An 18,847-nucleotide genomic window follows, 5' to 3' on the forward strand; every position below is an offset into this window, starting at 1 on the left:
AGATGATTGGTGAATGGAACAATGGCACCGGCCGTCGCAAATCCAGCGTCGCCCGTGTGTTTCTGAAAAAAGGCTCCGGCCAGATCGTGGTCAACGGCAAGGACATCCAGTCCTACTTCGGCCGCGAGACCTCCATCATGATCGCCAAGCAGCCGCTGCTGCTGACCAACCACGCCGAAACCTTCGACGTGATGGTCAACGTGCACGGTGGCGGCGAGTCCGGCCAGGCCGGTGCGGTGCGTCACGGCATCACCCGCGCCCTGATCGATTACGACGCAACGCTCAAGCCGGAACTGTCCCAAGCCGGTTTCGTCACGCGCGATGCCCGTGAAGTCGAGCGCAAGAAGGTCGGTCTGCGTTCCGCACGCCGCGCCAAGCAGTTCAGCAAGCGCTAACGCGCCTGGCTCCTGCCGCGAAAGCCGCCCGCAAGTTCGTCTTGGGGCGGTTTTTTGCTTCTGAGGGTCCCACGTGGGCGTCTGAATCGTTGGAGGGTGAGTGAATGCGGTTTCGCCTGTTGCGCCGAAGGTTGACGGTGAGCGCACCCCGGGTTTCGGTGCGCAGTGCCCTGCCGTGGCCGTTTCGCTGGCTCCTGGGGGCCGTGGTTCTGGGCTTTTCCGGTGCGTTGGCGCTGTGGGCCTTCGAGTTCGGCAAGGACATTGCCGGCCTGGACCGCAACGCCAAGCAGGAGTTGCAGCAGCTGCGCGCCGAAGTGCAGGTGCTTCGCGCCGAACTGGGCAAGGCGCAGTCCGTGTCCAACACGTCCGAGAGCCTGCTCACGGCCGAAAAGGCCGCCCAGGCGCAGCTCATGTTACAGATACGCCAGCTCGAAACCGACAACCAGGTGTTGCGCAGCGACCTGGGGTTTTTTGAGCGCCTCATTCCGGGTTCGGGCACGAATGCCCTGAGCATCCGTGGCCTGCAGGTGGAGCGCGTGACCCAAGGGCAGCTCAAATGGCAGGCACTCATGATCCAGGCCATGAAAAACGCCCCGGACTTCCGGGGCACGCTGGAAATCACCTTCGCCGGCACGCTCGATGGCAAGCCCTGGGCCACGACCCAGGCGCCGGAGCCCCAGCCGGTGCTGATCCAGAGCTATCTGCGGCAGGAGGGACTGGTGGATGTACCCGTTCAGGCCGTGGTAAAAACCGTGACCGCCAAAATCCTGCAGGGTGGCGCGGTCAAGTCGGTGCAAACCCTCAAGCTTTGAACTTTGAATAACCATTAGTCGTCTGGAGCATTTCCCCATGTTTGGCAAAAAGAAGCAGCCACCCATCAAAAGCCTGATCGCGCATGGCACCCGCATCGAAGGCAACGTCCTGTTCCACGATGGCCTGCGGGTCGATGGTGAGGTGGTGGGGGACATCCGAGCCAGCGACGCGCAGCCCAGCATCCTGGTGGTCAGCGAAACGGCCAGTGCCACCGGGCAGATCCATGCGGACCACGTCATCATCAACGGTGCCGTCAAGGGCCCCGTGTTTGCCTACGATCTGCTGGAGCTCCAGCCCAAGGCGCGCATCGAAGGGGACGTGTCGTACAAGTCGCTGGAGATGCACCAAGGCGCCACCATCTCCGGCCAGCTCAAACCCATGGCCGGCGGGCTCGAAGAGAAACCCCCACTGAAGCTGGCGGCAAACAACGGCTGAGCACATTCCCGAGCGATTTGCTATAGCATTCAGTTTCCGGTGAATGGGCGACATTCACACCAGCATTTTCCGCGTGCGGGCCCACCCCGCCACAACCACGATACGAGGTGAACCATGAGCGCAGTGGCCGACAACATCCAGACCGAAATGCCCGCACCGCTGGTCTTCACGGACAGCGCCGCGGCCAAGGTGGCCGAGTTGGTTGCCGAAGAGGGCAATCCCGACCTGAAGCTGCGCGTGTTCGTGCAAGGCGGCGGGTGCTCGGGCTTCCAGTACGGCTTCACGTTTGACGAAGTGGTCAACGACGACGACACCACCATGACGAAGAATGGCGTGTCGCTGCTGATCGACGCGATGAGCTACCAGTACCTGGTCGGCGCCGAGATCGACTACAAGGAAGACTTGGAGGGTGCCCAGTTCGTGATCAAGAACCCCAACGCCAACAGCACCTGCGGGTGTGGATCGAGCTTCAGCGTCTGACGCGGGGCTTCACGTCATGAAAAAAGGGGAGCCATCGGCTCCCCTTTTTGTTGTTCTGATCGAACCGAACCCTATTCGGCGCTGGCCTGCTCGATGGTGGTGGCCGCATCCAGATGCATGCGCTGAACCTGCGCCACCGCATCGAAGCGCGAACGCAATGCGGGGTTCAGTGGGATGTTCTCGCTGCGGCGCGCGATCTCCAGCGGGTCCTGGTGCACGCCGCGGTCGCGGAATTCAAAATGCAGGTGCGGCCCGGTAGAGGCGCCGGTGGTGCCCACAGCGCCCACGCGCTCGCCTTGTTCGACGGGCTGGCCGCGCCGGACGTCGATGCGGCTCAGGTGCGCGTACAGGGTGGACTTGTTGTCCCGGTGGTTGATTTCGATCACGTTGCCATAGCCGCGCTGCCATCCCGCGAAACTGACCACGCCGTCGCTGACGGTGCGAACCGGTGTGCCGGTGGGCGCGGCGTAGTCCACACCAAGGTGGGCTTTCTGTTTGCCGGAGAGGGGGTGAAAGCGCATGCCGTAGCCGCTGCTGACCCGGGTGAACTCCAGTGGCGAGCCCAGGAAGGCCTTGCGTGAGCTCTGGCCATCGAAGCCGTAGTAGGCCCCCTTCTGGCCAGGGGCTTCAAACCACACCGCTTCGTGCGCGCGCTCCTTATTGACGAACACCGCGCTGAGAATCCGGCCCGCGCGCAGGCTTTCGCCGTCGGCCTCGAGGCTTTCGTAGACGACGCTGAAGCGGTCGCCCTGGCGCAGATCGCGCCGGAAATCGATGTCGGAGGCAAAGATCTCGGCCAGTTGCGCGGCGACGTTGTCGGGCAGGCCGGCTTCATCGGTGGCGGCAAACAGCGAACTGTGGATGACGCCACCGGCGAGCTTGTTGCTGGCGACCAGCGCGCCGGTTTCCACCCGGGCGGACAAGCCATCGACGCCAGGCTCGACCACCAGGCGGTGGAACACCTGTCCTTCGTCGGGCAACCAGCGCGCGCTCAGGCGCAACAGTTCCTGGCGGTCGTTGGTCTCGACGGTCACCAGTTTGCCGGCGCGCCCGCCAAAGAGCTGGCGCGCGGTGGGATCGTTGCGCAGGAATTCGGATGCGGCCGCATCCAGCACGCCCAGGCGTTGCAACAGGCTTTGGGCGGTGTCGTCCCGGCGCACGGTGTCGCTGCGGTACAGGGTGAAGGGGACGGCAGCGGCGGGCAGTTCCAGCGCCAGCGGCTCGGCGGCCAGGGCTTCGATCACCTGATGCACCGGCAGCGTGGCGGCATCGGGGGCCAGCGGGGCGAGACCGAATGCGGTGACGCCGGTGCCCAGCAGCAGCAGGCCGATGCCGGCCATGACGCGGCGCGGGTGGCGACCGAGACTGGCGGCCAGACGCTGCGGTGCGGTGCGCGCCGTCAGGCTCAGCGTGTCCAAGGTGGATGGTTTCAAGATACAGGTCCAGCGGGCACGCCGCGTGAACGGCGCACAAAAATGGGGGAAAGATTCAGCGTTGGGGATTGTGGTTCCCGCTGGCCGATCAACGGCAAGGGACACACTTTGTGTTGGCATGAATCATGCCAACTAGAATCCACGGTTCTGTCGACCAAAAGTATAGCCAGATCCAGGGCTGCAGCATCTGAAAAAACCCGTATGAATACCTCTCAAAAAGACGGTAAAAGTTCTCAAAAACAGGCCTTTGGGCCGGGTGAACCGACAGAAGGCGTGCGCGAGGCCCTGGCCGTGACGCTGCGCGGCTGCGAAGAGCTGATCCCGCAGGACGACTGGGTGAAGAAGCTGGCGAGGTCGGAGGCCACCGGCGTGCCGCTGCGCATCAAATTGGGGCTGGATCCGACCGCGCCCGACATCCACATCGGCCACACGGTGGTGCTCAACAAGATGCGCCAGCTCCAGGACCTGGGCCACCAGGTGATCTTCCTGATCGGCGATTTCACCAGCCTGATCGGCGACCCATCGGGGCGCAACAACACGCGCCCACCGCTGACCCCCGAGCAGATCAAGGCCAACGCCGAAACCTACTACCGGCAGGCCAGTCTGGTGCTGGACCCGGCCAGGACCGAGATCCGCTACAACAGCGAATGGAGCCTGCCGCTGGGCTCCATGGGCATGATCCAGCTCGCGGCCAAGTACACCGTGGCGCGCATGATGGAGCGCAACGATTTCCACGACCGTTTCAAGGCCGGCACGCCGATCAGCGTGCACGAGTTCCTGTACCCGCTGATGCAGGGCTACGACTCGGTGGCGCTCAAGAGCGACCTGGAGCTCGGTGGCACCGACCAGAAGTTCAACCTGCTCATGGGGCGGCATCTGCAGCAGGAGTACGGTCAGGAGCCGCAGTGCATCCTGACCATGCCGCTGCTCGAAGGTCTGGATGGCATCGAGAAGATGTCCAAGTCCAAGAACAACTACATCGGCATCACCGAAGAAGCCAACACCATGTTTGCCAAGGTGCTGAGCATCTCGGACACGCTGATGTGGCGCTGGTACACGCTGCTGTCCTTCAGGACGCTGGCCGAGATCGAGGCGCTGAAGCGGGAGATTGACGGCGGGCGCAACCCCAAGGACGCCAAGGTGATGCTGGCCAAGGAAATCACCACCCGCTTCCACAGCGCTGCGGCCGCCGAAGCGGCCGAGCAGGACTTCATCAACCGCAGCAAGGGCGGTGTGCCCGACGAGATTCCCGAGGTGTCGCTGTCGGGCGCGCCCATGGGCATTGGTGCGCTGTTGAAGGCGGCCGGTCTGGCGGCATCGTCCAGCGAGGGCAACCGCCTGATCGACGGCGGCGGCGTGCGCATCGACGGCGCGGTCGTCAGTGACAAGGGGCTCAAGCTCGATGTGGGGACGTACGTCGTCCAGGTGGGCAAACGCAAGTTCGCTCGCGTCGGTCTGCTGTGACGCGGCGCGGGCCGCTCCGCTGGGCCGGCCCCCGGGCGCAGCACGCTTCACGCCCCAGCCGCTGAACCCCAGAAACCCCGCCGGACTTTTCTGATTGACAAGTGGTGCAGCCATGATCATGCGATTTCTGACGCCCCGGCGCCTGTTGATGGCCTCCGTGGCGGTGGCCGTGATCACCATCACCCTCAAGACCCTGGCCTGGGTGGTCACCGATTCGGTGGGCCTGCTGTCCGACGCCATGGAGTCACTGGTGAATCTGGCCAGCGCCGTCTTCGGGCTGGTGATGGTGACGATCGCCGCGCGCCCGGCCGACGAAGACCACCCCTACGGCCACCACAAGGCCGAGTATTTCTCCTCCGGCTTCGAAGGCATCCTGATCATCGTGGCCGCGCTGGGCATCGTCTGGACGGCGGTGCACCGTTTGCTCGATCCACAACCCATCGAGCAGGTGGGCTGGGGTCTGGCGCTGTCGGTGGCCAGCTCGGCGCTCAATGGCCTGCTGGCCTGGGTGATGTTCGGCGCGGCCAAGCAACACCGTTCGATCGCGCTCGAAGCCGATGCGAAGCACCTGATCACCGACGTCTGGACCTCGGCCGGTGTGGTGATCGGCATCGCACTGGTGCATTTCACGGGCTGGCTCTGGCTGGACCCGGTGGTGGCCATCGGCGTGGCGTTGAACATCCTGAAAGAAGGTTTTCATCTGCTCTGGCGTTCGTCGCAGGGGTTGATGGACGAAGCGGTGGAGCCCGAGGTGATGGCCACGATCCAGCAGACGCTGGACGGATTCGCGAGCCAGCGCGGCGAAACCGCCATCATCCGCTTCGACCACGTGAGCACCCGCAAGGCCGGGCAACGCCGCTTCGTGGATCTGCACATGCACATGCCCGCGGCCTGGTCGCTCGGGCGCGCGGCCGCGGTGCGGGGCAGCGTGGAGCAGGCGCTGATGAGCGCGGTGCCCGGCTTGCGCGCCAGCATCCAGCTGCTGCCCAGCGACGTGGAAGCGCATTTTGAAGACGAAAGGGACTTGATTTGATCGCTTTGCTGCAGCGCGTGAGCGAGGCCCGCGTGGTGATCGCGGGCGAGACGGTGGGCGAGATCGGCCCGGGCCTGCTGGTGCTGGTCTGCGCTGAGCCCGGTGACACCGGGGCCGTGGGCGATAAGCTGCTGGCCAAGATCTTGAAGCTGCGCATTTTTTCCGACGAGCAGGGCAAGATGAACCGCAGCGTGCAGGACGTGGGCGGTGGCCTGCTGATCGTCAGCCAGTTCACGCTGGCGGCCGACACGACGGGCGGCAACCGGCCCGGCTTCAGCAACGCGGCGCCGCCGGCGCTGGGTGAGGCGCTCTACGACGACTTCGTTCGGAAAACCCGCGCGGCGCATCCTGTTGTGCAGACCGGCCGCTTCGGCGCCGACATGCGGGTGCACCTCGTCAACGATGGCCCGGTGACGATCCCGCTGCGCATGACGCCACCTACTTCTTCCCCGCTGTGAACCCATGACGCTTGAGTTGATTTCCACCGATTCCCCGTTCACCGGCGACGGCGCCCGCGTGCTGGGCGCCAGCCTGCTGGGCCGGCCTTTGCCCGCCGGCCGGCCAGGCTGGCCGGTGCAGCGCCTGGAAGCGCCACTGCTGGGCGCCGGGCCGGGCGCGCTGCACGAAACCTGGGTGGCGGATGCGCCCACGCTGCAGGGCCACACCGAAGGCATCCACTGGCGGCGCAGCGGCGACGTGCTGTTCGGCCAGATCGACCTCGACGAACCGCCGGCCGATCCGGACGCCCTGCAAAGCCTCAGCGAGCAGGCCTATGCCAGCCTGTTTCGCCTGCTCGACGCGCAGGGCTTGCCGCATCTGTGGCGGGTCTGGAACTACATGGCTGACATCACCGGCCAGGCTGGCGAGCTCGAACGCTACCGGCTGTTCAACCTGGGGCGCGGCTCGGCGTTTGTGCAGAGCGCCCGCGGCGTGGAGGGCCAGGTGCCGGCCGCCTGCGCCCTCGGCCTGGCCGGCGGGCCCTTGTCGATCGCCTTCCTGGCGGGCGCCACGCCCGTGGTGCCGGTCGAGAACCCGCGCCAGGTCAGCGCCTACCACTACCCGGCCGACTACGGGCCGCGCAGCCCCACGTTTTCGCGCGCCGCGCTGGCCTACCCGCCGGGGCAGGAGCTGCTGTTCATCTCGGGCACGGCCAGCATCGTCGGCCACCGCAGCGTGCACCTCGGCGACGTGCGGGCGCAGAGCCTGGAGGCGATGGACAACATCGCCGCCGTGGTCGCCGAGGCCAACCGCCATGCGCGCGGCGGCGCTTTCACCCTGCCTGCGTTGAGCTACCGGGTGTACATCCGCCACGCGGCGGACCAGGCCGTGGTGCAGGCCGTGCTGGAGCAGCGCATCGGCGCGGCGCCCCTGGTGTGCCTGCGGGCCGACATCTGCCGGAGCGAGCTGTTGATGGAAGTCGAGGCGATGGGTGCGCAGCCTGTGTAGGTGAAACACCCCTGCCGCGCTTCGCGCGACCCCCTCAAGGGGGCGACACCTGCGGCCCGGCAAAGCCGGTTCCGCGGTGTCTCTTGGTGGCTCAACTTGCTCTGGGGGCGGTCCGGCGCTGCCGGTTCAGTCGCGCCGGTACGGGTCCGGCTCGCCGAGCCCGGCCAGGATCTGGGTCTCGCGCGCTTCCATCGCCTGCGCGTCCTCTTCGCCGGTTTCGTGGTCCCAGCCCTGGGCGTGCAACGCGCCGTGCACCAGCAGGTGCGCGTAGTGCTCGGCCAATGGTTTGCCCAGGTCGGCGGCCTCGCGCGCGACCACCGGTGCGCACAGCACCAGGTCGGCCATCACCACCGGTTCGGTGGCGTAGTCGAAGGTGAGCACGTTGGTGGCGTAATCCTTGTGCCGGTAGTCGCGGTTGAGCGCCTGGCCTTCTTCGGCGTCGACGATGCGCACCGTGATCTCGGCGTCGGTGTCGAGCGCGTGGCGGATCCAGCGCATCACCTTGTGGCGGGGCAGCGCGGCGCGGTGGGGCGCGGCGTCTTGCAGCGCGCCGAATTGCAGGGAGAGGCTCAGGGAGGGCAGGGCCATGGCGGGAAAGGGGTTCAGGCGGCCGTGCGGCGCGCGCGTTTGGCGGGGGCCACGTCGGTGCTGGGGTGGCGCGCTTCGTAGGCGTCCACGATGCGCGCCACCAGCGGGTGGCGCACCACGTCGGCGCTGCTCAGGCGCGTGATGGCGATGCCCTGCACGCGTTTCAACACGCGCTCGGCGTCGATCAGGCCGCTGAGTTCGGTGCGCGGCAGGTCGATCTGGCTCACGTCGCCCGTCACCACCGCCTTGCTGCCGAAACCGATGCGGGTGAGGAACATCTTCATCTGCTCGACCGTGGTGTTCTGCGCTTCGTCCAGGATCACGAAGGCGTGGTTGAGCGTGCGCCCGCGCATGAAGGCCAGCGGCGCGATCTCGATCTGCTGGCGCTCGAAGGCCTTTTGCACCTTGTCGAAACCCATCAGGTCGTGCAGCGCGTCGTAGAGCGGGCGCAGGTACGGGTCCACCTTCTGGCCCAGGTCGCCGGGCAGGAAACCGAGTTTTTCGCCGGCCTCCACCGCCGGGCGCGTGAGCACGATGCGCTGCACGGCGCTGCGCTCCAGCGCGTCCACCGCGCAGGCCACGGCCAGGTAGGTCTTGCCGGTGCCGGCCGGGCCGATGCCGAAGGTGATGTCGTGCGTGGCCATGTTTTCCAGGTAGCGCGCCTGGGCCGGCGTGCGCCCGCGCACCTCGCCGCGGCGCGTCATCATGGCCAGGGCGTCGTCGCCCGTGGCCGGCAGGGCGGTGTCTCCGCTGAGCATGAGTTGCACCGTTTCGGCGGGGATCGGCTTCTTCGCCATCTCGTACAGCGCCTGCAGCGTCTCCATCGCCTGGCTGGCCTTGGCCTTGGGGCCCTCGACGCGGAACTGCTCGAAGCGGTGCGCCACCTTGACCTGCAGCGCCGCCTCGATGCTGCGAATGTGGCTGTCCATCGGTCCGCACAAATGGCCCATGCGCAGGTTGTCGGGCGGGGAGAAGGTGTGTCTGAGAATCAAACCGATAATCCGTGAAGTTGATGGCCCCCCGAGGGGGTGCGGTCGTTCCCGGGGCGGCCTGGCGAACGACTTACAAAGGAAAGTTCCCAATGATAGGCAAGTTGACCGGCACCCTGCTGGAAAAGAATCCGCCGCAGATCCTGATCGACTGCCACGGCGTGGGCTACGAGGTGGACGTGCCCATGAGCACTTTCTACAACCTGCCGGGCGCGGGCGACAAAGTGTCGCTGCTGACGCACTTCGTGGTGCGCGAGGACGCGCAGATCCTGTACGGCTTTGGCAGCGCGCCCGAACGCGAGGCCTTCCGCCAGCTCATCAAGATCAGCGGCGTGGGGCCGCGCACGGCGCTGTCGGTGTTGTCGGGCATGAGCGTGGCCGATCTGTCCCAGGCCATCAGCGCGCAGGACAGCGGGCGCATCGTCAAGGTGCCCGGTATCGGCAAGAAGACCGCCGAACGCCTGCTGCTCGAACTCAAAGGCAAGCTCGGCGCCGACCTGAACCTGGCCAGCGGAGGCCCGGTGCAAAGCGATGTGCAGAGCGACATCCAGCAGGCCCTGATGGCGCTGGGCTACAGCGAAAAAGACGCCGCCGCCGCCCTCAAGGCCCTGCCGGCCGATGTGGGCGTGAGCGACGGCATCAAACTGGCGCTGAAGGCGCTGGCGAAGTGAGCACCCCATGAGCATCCAGACCGACGATTTCGCCCCCGCGCCCCGCGTGGTGTCCGCCGCGCCCGCGTCGCCCAAAGAGGAAGCGATCGAGCGCGCGCTGCGCCCCAAGCTGCTCGACGAATACGTGGGCCAGGTGAAGGTGCGCGAACAGCTCGAAATCTTCATTGGCGCGGCCAAGAAGCGCAGCGAGGCGCTGGACCACGTCTTGCTGTTCGGCCCGCCGGGCCTGGGCAAGACCACGCTCTCGCACATCATCGCGCAGGAGCTGGGCGTGAACCTGCGCCAGACCAGCGGCCCGGTGCTGGAAAAACCACGCGATCTGGCCGCGCTGCTGACCAATCTGGAAGCCAACGACGTGCTGTTCATCGACGAGATCCACCGGCTCAGCCCGGTCGTCGAGGAAATCCTCTACCCCGCGCTGGAGGACTACCAGATCGACATCATGATCGGCGAAGGGCCGGCGGCGCGCAGCATCAAACTGGACCTGCAGCCCTTTACTTTGGTCGGCGCGACCACGCGCGCGGGCATGTTGACCAACCCCCTGCGCGACCGTTTCGGCATCGTCGCGCGGCTGGAGTTCTACACCGCCGAAGAGCTGGCGCGCATCGTCAAGCGCAGCGCGGGCCTGCTGAACGCGCCCATGGACGAAGAGGGCGGTTTCGAGATCGCGCGCCGCTCACGCGGCACGCCGCGCATCGCGAACCGGCTGCTGCGCCGCGTGCGCGACTTCGCCGACGTGAAGGGCCGCGGCACCATCACGCTGGACATCGCCAACCGCGCGCTGGCCATGCTCGACGTGGACCCGCAGGGCTTCGACCTGATGGACCGCAAGCTGCTCGAAGCCGTGATCCACCGCTTCGACGGCGGGCCGGTGGGGCTGGACAACATCGCGGCCAGCATCGGCGAAGAGCGCGACACCATCGAGGACGTGATCGAGCCTTACCTGATCCAGCAGGGGTTTCTGCAGCGCACGCCGCGCGGGCGCATCGCCACGCTGGCGGCCTACCGCCACCTGGGGGTGGCGCCACCGGCGAACGAGGGCGCGCTGTTCAGCGAGTGAGCCCTGGGGCGCTGCCGCGCAGCACGCCCATCACCATCAGGCACTGCGCGGCGTAGTAGCTGCCCAGCACCCAGAAGGCCGACATCGGCAGCGGGCTCACGAAGCGGTTGAGGGCCAGCAGCGCGTCGCTCGCCATGAAACACGCGGCACCCACCGCCACCATCACAGAGGGGCCGTCGCGCAGCACACTGGCGCGGCCCATGGCCTGCGCGGCCATCAGGCCGATGGCCAGCACATAGGCCGCCACTGGCCCGCGCAGCCCGGTGGGCAGGCCACCGAACCACAACACGGCATACATGCCCAGCCCCACCGTGGCCACCGCGCCCAGCGCTCGGCGGTTCGCCAGCCAGGGCACGCCCTGGCGGAACAGCACGGTGTAGGCGATGTGGGCGAGCAGGAAGGCCGCCAGACCGGGAATGAACAGGCCGTCGAGCATCAGGAACACGTCGCCCGCCAGCGAAGCGGCGAGCGCGGCCAGCAGCCAGGGGGCGCCCCGCAGGCGGGCTGAGGGCGCGCGCATGGCCCGCAGCACCAGGCCCAGCGCCACCAGCATGCTCAGGGGCTTGAAGACCAGGTGCACCGTGGGCCAGCCGATGGTGGCGCTGGCCATGGACAAGGCGGCGCATTCGATCAGCAGTACCTCGCCCATGGTGATGCGGCCTTGCAGCAGTGCGCCCACGGCCCACAGCCCGGCCAGCAGCGCGGCGAACCCGGCAATGTTGTGCGCCAGCGGGGCGGTGTCGGCCTGCCAGAGAAACGCCGCCACACCAGCCAGCAAGGCCACGAACTGCAGGGCCGCGAAGACCGCCGCCGGGCGGGCAACGGGGGGTGCGTAGGGGGTCACGGCGGTGATGTCGAACGCCGGCTTGGGGTGGTGCGCCGCCACGTCGGCCGGCCGCCAGCCCGGTGGTTTGAACCAGAGGCGCAGCTTGTCGGCCCAGCGGCGCGTGCGCCAGGCATCCTGGCCCAGCGCCCAGTAGACCTCGGCGTTGGCCCACAGCGGGTCCCAACTGGCCAGCGGGCTGCGCGTGCCGTAGACGCAGGGTTCGCGCGGGTCTTCTGCCTGAAAACTGCCGAACAACCGGTCCCACAGGATCAGGATGCCGCCGTAGTTCTTGTCCAGGTAGCGCTCGTTCACGGCGTGGTGCACGCGGTGGTTGGAGGGCGAGGCGAACACGCGGTCGAACCAGCCCAGGCGCCCCACGTGTTCGGTGTGGATCCAGAACTGGTAGAGCAGATCGACCAGCCCCACCACCACGAACACCAGTGGCGGCACGCCGGCCAGCGCCATCGGCAGGTAGAACACCCAGCCCAGCAGCGGGTAGCTGCTGGGCTGGCGCAGGGCGGTGGAGAGGTTGTAGTCCTGGCTCTGGTGGTGCACCACGTGCGCGGCCCAGAAGATGCCCACGGTGTGGCCCAGGCGGTGGTTCCAGTAATAGAGGAAGTCGTAGAACAGCAGGGCCAGCAGCCAGCCGGGCAGCGTGGTCCAGAAACCGGCGTCGGGCACCAGCGCCAGGCTGCTGTACACGGCGGTGTAGACGCCGATCCTGAGCAGCGGCGTGAACACCGCGCTGGCCTGGCTCAGCATGCCCAGCGAGACGCTGTTGATGGCGTCGTCGAGCCGGTAGGTGTTGCGGCCGCGGCGCAGGCCGATCACGAATTCGATGGCGATGAGCGCGAGGAAAACCGGTACGGCCAGCACGATGATCTGGCTGGGACTCATGGGGAAAAGGCGCGGTGGTGGGGTCGGAGCATGCGGGCATTGTGGCGAGTTTCGCCACCGCGTGGCGCTGGCATCAACCCGCAGTCACCGTGCCAGAATCCGGCATGCCCGCCACCCCGCTGCCCGCCGCGAACGCCCCGGAGAGCGCCACGACCGCGCTGTACCGCGCCGCCATCGGGCCGGTGAACACGGCGCACTACCTCGCGCTGTTCGCGCGCTTCAACGAGGCGGGGCGGGCCGGCCCGGCGTGGAACTGGGCCGCGGGTTTTCTCACGCTGAGCTGGCTGGTGTTTCGCCAGCTCTGGATCGCCGCGCTGGTGTACGTGGCCTGCGCGGAAGGGCTGTCGCTGCTGGTCCTGGGCGTGGGCCGGCGTTGGCTGCAATGGCCCGCCGCGGTGGAATGGGGCGTGCTGGGCGCCCTGCTGGTGTTGAGCATCGCCATCCCGGGCGCCTACGGCAGCGCCTGGCTGCACGCCGAGACCCGCCGCCGCATCACGCGCGCCGTGCGCGAGGCCCGCACCGTGCGCGAAGCCTGTGCCGCGCTGGAGCGGCAGGCCAGCACGCGGCGCCGGCTCTGGGGGCTGGTGGTGATCAATGGCGTGCTGGTGGTGGCGCTGGTTGGGGGTTATGTGGCCTGGTCGGTGGTGCCGGCCGGGCGGGTATCGGCTGTGGGGTCGGTCAACACGCCGCCGCCAGCGCCCGCCGCGCGGCGCGTGCCCCAGGTGGCGCCGACGCCGCCACCCGTCCTGGCCTCCACCTCCATCGCTGCCGCTGCCGAAGCCCAGCCCGCCGCGCCGTCTTCCGCTGGCTTTGCCATCAACGTGGGTCTGTTCGCCGACCCCGCCAACGCCCGGAAAGCCCACGACCGGTTGATCGAGGCGGGCCTGCCCGCGTTCACGCAGACGGTGGCGATGGCCAAGGGCCCGCGCGTCCGGGTGCGCGCCGGCCCGTTCACCACCGGGCCACAGGCCGAAGCCGCCGCCGAGCGCATCCGCGCGCTGGGGCTGGAGGCGCGGGTCTTTCCGCTGCCGTAGCGCGCAAACGCTGAACGGGCCCTTGCGGAGGCGCGCGCCGCGAGGGGCCTGTTCCGCGTTTCTTTACCCCGCGGCGCCCCGTGCGTCGACGCGCACGATGCGCTCCACCCGCCCGGCCGCCAGGCCGCCGCGCACGCCCACCATGGCGTCGTGCAGGTTGACCGTGGGGTCGCAGTGGCCGGGGATCAGCCAGACCGTCTCGCCCAGCCCGGGCAGCGGTGTGTCGCCCTCGGCACGCAGCAGGCCGTGTTCGTCGCCGCCGTTGGCGTACAGCAGCCCGCCGGGGAAGCTCACCTGGGGCAGGCCGCTGTCGATGGCGTGGCTCTTGTGGCCGGCGTCGCACACGGCGTGGTGCGCACTGCGGCTCATGACCTGGGTCTTGACGAACAGGGCGTGTTCGAAGACCGGTGCCTCGGGGTGCGGTTGATTGGCGGCGTAGTCGGCGTCCATGAACAGGTAGGAGCCGGTCTGCAGCTCGTCCCAGACGCCGCTGGCGGCCTCCAGCGCGAAGCTGCCGGTGCCCGCGCCGGTGACCAGCGGCACGGCGATGCCGGCCGAGGCCAGCGCGTCGCGGGTGGTGGCCACGGCCTGGGTGGCGCCTTCGATCGCGCGCTGGCGTTCGGCCAGCGTGCGCAGGTGCTGCGCCCGGCCGTGGTAGGCCTGAAGGCCCGCGAAGCGCAGCGCGGGGTGGTCGGCGATCTGGCGCGCCAGCGCCAGCGCCGCTTCGCCCGGTGGCAGGCCGCAGCGACCCTGGCCGACGTCGATTTCGATGAACACGTCGATGGCCTGGGGGCGCTCCACGCCCGCCTGGGCCAGCGCAGTGGCCAGCCGCGCGATGCCCAGGGCGCTGTCCACCGCGATGGCGAACCGCGTGGGCAGCTCGCGCACCGCCTGGGCCAGCCGAGCCAGCTTGGCCGGAGCGATCACTTCGTTGCTGATGAAGATGTCGCCCACACCGCCTTGGGCGAGGGCCAGCGCTTCGTCGGTCTTCTGCACGCACACGCCCACGGCGCCGTGCGCCATCTGCAGCCGCGCCAGCTCGGCGCTCTTGTGCAGCTTGGCGTGGGGGCGCAGCCGCAGGCCGCGTTCGGCGGCGAAGGCGGCCATGCGCGCCAGGTTGCGGTCCATGGCGTCAAGGTCGATCACCAGCGCCGGGGTGTCGATGGCCTCGACGCTGTGGCCGACCCAGTCCAGCGCACGCTGCCATCGGAGGGATGCAAAGGTCTTGGTCATGCGGCTCCGTCAGGCGTGGCGTTCGTCCAGCGCGTCGTTGCCCTCGGCGGCCTGCAGGTGGGTGGTGTCGGCCCAGCCCACCAGGGTCAGGCCCTCGGGCGACCACAGCAGGCGGTTGATGGCGGTGTTGGTCAGCTCCCAGCTGCGTGGCGCCTGCAGTTCGAGCCGGGTGGCGGCGCGGTAGAGGATGTCGAGCACGCCGCCGTGCGCCACCATCAGCACCTGTTCGCCGGGGTGGCGCGCGGCCAGTTCGACCACCGTGTGCACCACGCGCGCCTGCAGCTGCCGCAGCGACTCGCCGCCGGGTGGCGCGAAGTCGGGCACACGCTTGCGCCAGGCCAGGCTTTCCGCGGGGTGGTGGGCTTCGAGCTCGGCCCAGGTGCGGCCTTCGAAGCTGCCAAAGTGGCGCTCGCGCAGGCCGGTGTGGGTGTGCACCGGCTTGCCATGCCGGCTCGCCACGGCCTGTGCCGTTTCCCGGGCGCGGCTCAGGTCGCTGGCGTAGATGGCGTGGATCGTTTCGTCGGCCAGCGCGCGCGCCAGCCGCTGGGCCTGCCAGCGGCCATGCGGGTTGAGGTCGATGTCGGTGTGGCCCTGGATGCGGGTGTCGCGGTTCCAGGCGGTTTCACCGTGGCGCACGGCCAGGATGCGGGTGATCTGCAAAGGGGGCGTCCTGTGGGTTTGTCGATGCAAACACGCACTGTAGCGGTTTGGCCGCTGGCTGCAAACGGCGCGGCCAAGCGCGAAAACCGGGCTGTTTTTCACGCATGGATGGGCGGGCTTTCGGCCAGAATCGGCCCATGACGCCAGACGCCCGTGTCCCGGACGAGGATTTCTCCTCTTTGTTCAGCTTTCTGCCCATCGGGGCCTACCGCAGCTCGCCCGAGGGCCGGATGCTGCGTTCCAACCCGGCGCTGGTGGCGCTCAATGGCTACAGCAGCGAGGCCGAACACCTGGCCAGTGTGAAAGACATCGCCCTGGAATGGTATGTGGATCCACGGCGGCGCGACGAGTTCAAACGCCTGCTGGAGCGCGACAGCTTCGTGCGGGGCTTCGTCTCCGAAATCCGGCGCCACAAGACGGGCGAGCGGATCTGGATCAATGAAAACGCCCACGTGGTGCGCGATGCGGCCGGGCGCATCCTGTTCTACGAGGGCACGGTGGAAGACATCACCGAACGCATCCAGGCCCAGGAGGCGCTGGTGCAGAGCGAAGAGCGCCTGCGGCAGATCACCGCGCAGGTGCCGGGCCTGGTGTTCGTGGTCTACGTGCGCCGCGACGGCGGGCGCGAATACCGCTACGTGAGCCCGGGCGTGCGCGACATCTACGGTTTCGGCCCCGAGGACCTGATGCGCGACCCCGAGCTGATCGCGCGCTACCGCCACCCCGACGACGTGCCCCTGCTGCGCCAGGACCTGCAGGCCATCGGCCAGGGGCCGGTGGACCTGGGCGGTGAGTTCCGCATCGTCCTGCCCGACGGCCAGATCAAGTGGGTGTTTCGCCGCTCCTGCACGGTGTCGTCGGACGAGCAGGGCTTTCTGCGGGTGGGCGTGTTGCTCGACGTGACCGACCGCAAACGCGTCGAGGCCGCCCTGCACTCGAACGAGGCGCTGTGGAAGCTGGCGCTGGAGAGCGCGGGCGACGGGGTCTGGGACTGGAACCTGAAGACCGGCGAGGAGTTTTTGTCCCGGAGCATCAAGCGCATGTTCGGCTACGAAGACGACGAGCTGTGCAATCTGGCCGCCGAGCTCGACAGCCGGACCCACCCCGACGACGTGGAGCAGATGCGGGTCGACCGGCAGGCGCATTTCGAGGGGCGCGCCCTGGTGTACCGCAACGAACACCGGGTGCGCTGCAAGGACGGCCGCTGGAAGTGGGTGCTCTCGCGCGGCATGGTGATCGGGCGCGACGACGACGGCCAGCCGCTGCGCATGGTGGGCACCCACACCGACATCACCGAACACAAGCAGGCCGAGGCCCATCAGCGCGCGCTGGAGACGCAGCTGCGCGAGTCGCAGAAGATGGAGGCCATCGGCACCCTGGCCGGGGGCGTGGCGCACGATTTCAACAACCTGCTCGCCGCCATCCTGGGCAACCTGGCGCTGGCGCGCGAAGACGTGGGCGCGCACCACCCGGCGCAGGAAAGCCTGGCCGAGATCAGCCGGGCTGCCATCCGCGCCCGCCAGCTGGTGCAGCAGATCCTGACCTTCAGCCGCCGCCAGACGCAGGAAATGCAGCGCCAGCCGCTCACGCCGCTGGTCGAGGAGGCGCTGGGCCTGATGCGTTCGCTGCTGCCCGCCGGGTTCCGGCTGGTCACGCGGCTGCCGGCCACCGCGCTGCCGGTGCTGGCCGACGCCACCCAGATGCAGCAGGTGCTGATGAACCTGTGCACCAACGCCTGGCAGGCGTTGGAGGGCCGCTCGGGCGACATCACGGTGGCGCTGCGCGAGGTGTGCCTCGACGCGTCGCAGGCGTTGCAGCTCGGCGAACTGCCCAGCGGCGCCTACGCCTGCCTGAGCGTGGCCGACAACGGGCCGGGCATGGACGAGGAGACACAGCGCCGCATCTTCGAGCCCTTTTTCACCACCAAGGCCCCGGGCGCGGGCACCGGGCTGGGGCTGGCGGTGGTGCACGGCATCGTCAAGGCGCACCGCGGCGCCATCGCGCTGCACAGCAGCCCGGGTGCCGGCGCGCGTTTCGACGTCTACCTGCCGCTGGCCACCGGCGCGTTGCCGCCAGAGGCCCAGGACGCGCCACCGGACGCCGCCGTGCCCGTGGCCGCGCCGGTGAACCCGGGCAAACACGTGATCTACATCGACGACTACGAGGCCATGGTGTTCCTGGTGGGGCGCCTGCTGCGCAAGCAGGGCTACCGGGCGAGCACCTTCGAATCGGGGGAGGCGGCGCTGGAGTGGCTGCGCGCGCACCCGCAGGACGCGGTGGACCTGGTGGTGACGGACCAGAACATGCCCGGGCTCTGCGGGGTCGAGGTGGCGCGCGAGCTGCGGCAGCTGCGCCCGGGCCTGCGGGTGGCCATCGTCTCGGGCCATGTGAACGACCGCCTGATCGCCGAGGCCGCCGAAGCCGGCGTGTGCGACGTGATGGGCAAGCAGGACAGCATGGACGCGCTGGGCGACGCGATCCGGGCGTTCCTGGACTGAGAGGCTGAGAGTCTTTCGCTCATGCCCGCTCACCACGCCAAAACGCACCCACTCGGCGTTGCAAATGCGCGCCATAGCCCGAGCTATGGCTGTGCTTTGCGCCTTGATTGGGCGCGTTGTGGCGCGTTGCTCGGACACGCCCGAAAAACTCTCAGCCTCTGAGGTGCAACCCCCCGCGTCGGTTTTAGCGCGGGACTTCGATGTTGACCTGCCGCACACCGCTGGGTGGGGTCGGGAAATCGCGCAGCGCCGCGTCGATCATGGCCGACCACAGCCCGGGCGTGCTGTTCCAGGGGCCTTCGTGGGCGGCGTGGGTTTCGTACACCACCTGGCCGCTGGCCGCGTGGCGGATCACCAGCGAGACCTCGCGCTTGTAGTAGGGCGGGTCCAGGTGCATGAACATCGGCGCCCAGACGATCTGGCCATGGACGTTGACCACGTGGCCGCGATGCCCCGACAGGCCAAAGCCGCCCCAGGGTCCGTGCCATGGGTCGTCCCAGGGCGAGCGGGGCAGGCGCAGGGTGTCCGCGGCGACCTGCACCGTCCAGGGGGCCGACGAGGCCGTCTCGGCCGGTGACCAGCCGAGACGCGACAGGGCCGGTCGGGCCAGGTTCTCCAGCTCGTCCTGTGCGGCGGCGGACCGGCCCTCGCGCTGCGAAGGCAGGCGCTCGAAGCGGTAGTTTTGCGGTGCCTGGGGCACGGCGGCGGGCGCCGGGGCCGCCGCGGGCCGGTCGCCCCAGCGCGCGAAGCTCTGCACCTGGTTGTCCACCAGGTACACGCTGGCGCAGCCGCTCAGGGCCAGCAGCGTGAGCGCAACCAGGGCGCTGCGCAGGCCACGAGCGAGGCCGGGGCGTGATGCGGTGGTTCGGGTGGTCGAAGGTCGAACGGTCAT

Annotated in this window: 19 protein-coding genes; 12 read left to right on the forward strand and 7 right to left on the reverse strand. The window is 68.5% G+C overall.

The genetic code is table 11. The annotated features are described in order from the left end of the window. The first annotated feature begins 2 nt into the window (after positions 1-2). From rpsI to erpA, 4 genes are all read left to right on the forward strand, one after another. Entirely contained in the window at positions 3-395 is a 393-nt protein-coding gene (rpsI, locus tag AC07YZ_RS17510; RefSeq protein ID WP_226490057.1) for a 30S ribosomal protein S9, read from the forward strand. Positions 396-499: 104 nt separating this feature from the next. After that, on the forward strand, positions 500-1,207 hold the full coding sequence (locus AC07YZ_RS17515) for a DUF6776 family protein (RefSeq protein WP_226490056.1): 708 nt from the start codon (positions 500-502) through the stop codon (positions 1,205-1,207). 37 nt (positions 1,208-1,244) lie between these two features. After that, positions 1,245-1,643: a bactofilin family protein gene (locus AC07YZ_RS17520; RefSeq protein WP_226490055.1), complete on the forward strand. Its 399-nt coding sequence runs from the start codon at positions 1,245-1,247 to the stop codon at positions 1,641-1,643. A gap of 114 nt (positions 1,644-1,757) precedes the next feature. After that, positions 1,758-2,123: an iron-sulfur cluster insertion protein ErpA gene (erpA, locus tag AC07YZ_RS17525; protein WP_226490054.1), complete on the forward strand. Its 366-nt coding sequence runs from the start codon at positions 1,758-1,760 to the stop codon at positions 2,121-2,123. A 71-nt stretch (positions 2,124-2,194) separates the two neighbouring features. On the opposite strand, the gene AC07YZ_RS17530 is transcribed toward erpA, so the two are convergent. Further along, positions 2,195-3,556 (reverse strand): peptidoglycan DD-metalloendopeptidase family protein, encoded by a 1,362-nt coding sequence (locus tag AC07YZ_RS17530; protein WP_494795662.1) that lies wholly within the window; start codon positions 3,554-3,556, stop codon positions 2,195-2,197. A 201-nt stretch (positions 3,557-3,757) separates the two neighbouring features. Between AC07YZ_RS17530 and tyrS the strand changes: the two genes are divergently transcribed. The 4 genes from tyrS (at position 3,758) to AC07YZ_RS17550 (ending at position 7,499) form a co-directional block, all read left to right on the forward strand. Continuing rightward, a complete protein-coding gene (gene tyrS, locus AC07YZ_RS17535) occupies positions 3,758-5,020 on the forward strand; it encodes a tyrosine--tRNA ligase (RefSeq protein ID WP_226490052.1) in 1,263 nt (420 codons plus the stop codon). Positions 5,021-5,132: 112 nt separating this feature from the next. Beyond that, positions 5,133-6,053: a cation diffusion facilitator family transporter gene (locus tag AC07YZ_RS17540; RefSeq protein WP_226490051.1), complete on the forward strand. Its 921-nt coding sequence runs from the start codon at positions 5,133-5,135 to the stop codon at positions 6,051-6,053. After that, a complete protein-coding gene (gene dtd / locus AC07YZ_RS17545; protein WP_494795663.1) occupies positions 6,050-6,511 on the forward strand; it encodes a D-aminoacyl-tRNA deacylase in 462 nt (153 codons plus the stop codon). Before AC07YZ_RS17540 ends, dtd begins: the two co-directional genes overlap by 4 nt. 4 nt (positions 6,512-6,515) lie before the next feature. Then, positions 6,516-7,499, forward strand: a complete 984-nt coding sequence (locus AC07YZ_RS17550; protein ID WP_494795664.1) for a chorismate transformation FkbO/Hyg5 family protein — start codon at positions 6,516-6,518, stop codon at positions 7,497-7,499. A 126-nt stretch (positions 7,500-7,625) separates the two neighbouring features. On the opposite strand, the gene ybeY is transcribed toward AC07YZ_RS17550, so the two are convergent. Both ybeY and AC07YZ_RS17560 read right to left on the reverse strand, forming a co-directional pair. Beyond that, the gene (ybeY, locus tag AC07YZ_RS17555) at positions 7,626-8,087 is read right to left on the reverse strand and encodes an rRNA maturation RNase YbeY (protein WP_226490048.1); all 462 of its coding nucleotides are present in this window, start codon (positions 8,085-8,087) and stop codon (positions 7,626-7,628) included. Between the two features lie 14 nt (positions 8,088-8,101). Continuing rightward, complete coding sequence (locus AC07YZ_RS17560) at positions 8,102-9,079, reverse strand: PhoH family protein (RefSeq protein WP_494795665.1); 978 nt, start codon at positions 9,077-9,079, stop codon at positions 8,102-8,104. Positions 9,080-9,168: 89 nt separating this feature from the next. Between AC07YZ_RS17560 and ruvA the strand changes: the two genes are divergently transcribed. Both ruvA and ruvB read left to right on the forward strand, forming a co-directional pair. Further along, entirely contained in the window at positions 9,169-9,747 is a 579-nt protein-coding gene (ruvA, locus tag AC07YZ_RS17565) for a Holliday junction branch migration protein RuvA (protein WP_494795666.1), read from the forward strand. Between the two features lie 7 nt (positions 9,748-9,754). Next, on the forward strand, positions 9,755-10,807 hold the full coding sequence (gene ruvB / locus AC07YZ_RS17570; protein WP_226490045.1) for a Holliday junction branch migration DNA helicase RuvB: 1,053 nt from the start codon (positions 9,755-9,757) through the stop codon (positions 10,805-10,807). Here the strand turns inward: ruvB and AC07YZ_RS17575 are convergent. After that, a complete protein-coding gene (locus AC07YZ_RS17575) occupies positions 10,797-12,530 on the reverse strand; it encodes a lysoplasmalogenase family protein (protein WP_494795667.1) in 1,734 nt (577 codons plus the stop codon). The genes ruvB and AC07YZ_RS17575 overlap by 11 nt on opposite strands. A gap of 104 nt (positions 12,531-12,634) precedes the next feature. On the opposite strand from AC07YZ_RS17575, the gene AC07YZ_RS17580 reads away from it, so the two are divergent. Next, positions 12,635-13,564, forward strand: coding sequence for an SPOR domain-containing protein (locus tag AC07YZ_RS17580; RefSeq protein WP_494795668.1), 930 nt, complete (start codon positions 12,635-12,637; stop codon positions 13,562-13,564). Between the two features lie 63 nt (positions 13,565-13,627). On the opposite strand, the gene AC07YZ_RS17585 is transcribed toward AC07YZ_RS17580, so the two are convergent. Then, the gene (locus tag AC07YZ_RS17585) at positions 13,628-14,797 is read right to left on the reverse strand and encodes a DSD1 family PLP-dependent enzyme (protein WP_494795669.1); all 1,170 of its coding nucleotides are present in this window, start codon (positions 14,795-14,797) and stop codon (positions 13,628-13,630) included. A 9-nt stretch (positions 14,798-14,806) separates the two neighbouring features. Then, a complete protein-coding gene (locus AC07YZ_RS17590) occupies positions 14,807-15,457 on the reverse strand; it encodes a histidine phosphatase family protein (protein ID WP_226490041.1) in 651 nt (216 codons plus the stop codon). A gap of 137 nt (positions 15,458-15,594) precedes the next feature. Between AC07YZ_RS17590 and AC07YZ_RS17595 the strand changes: the two genes are divergently transcribed. Beyond that, positions 15,595-17,955, forward strand: a complete 2,361-nt coding sequence (locus tag AC07YZ_RS17595) for a hybrid sensor histidine kinase/response regulator (protein WP_494795670.1) — start codon at positions 15,595-15,597, stop codon at positions 17,953-17,955. A gap of 184 nt (positions 17,956-18,139) precedes the next feature. On the opposite strand, the gene AC07YZ_RS17600 is transcribed toward AC07YZ_RS17595, so the two are convergent. Further along, the gene (locus AC07YZ_RS17600; RefSeq protein WP_494795671.1) at positions 18,140-18,847 is read right to left on the reverse strand and encodes a DUF4136 domain-containing protein; all 708 of its coding nucleotides are present in this window, start codon (positions 18,845-18,847) and stop codon (positions 18,140-18,142) included.

This window comes from Hydrogenophaga sp. GW101-3F08, assembly GCF_059424585.1.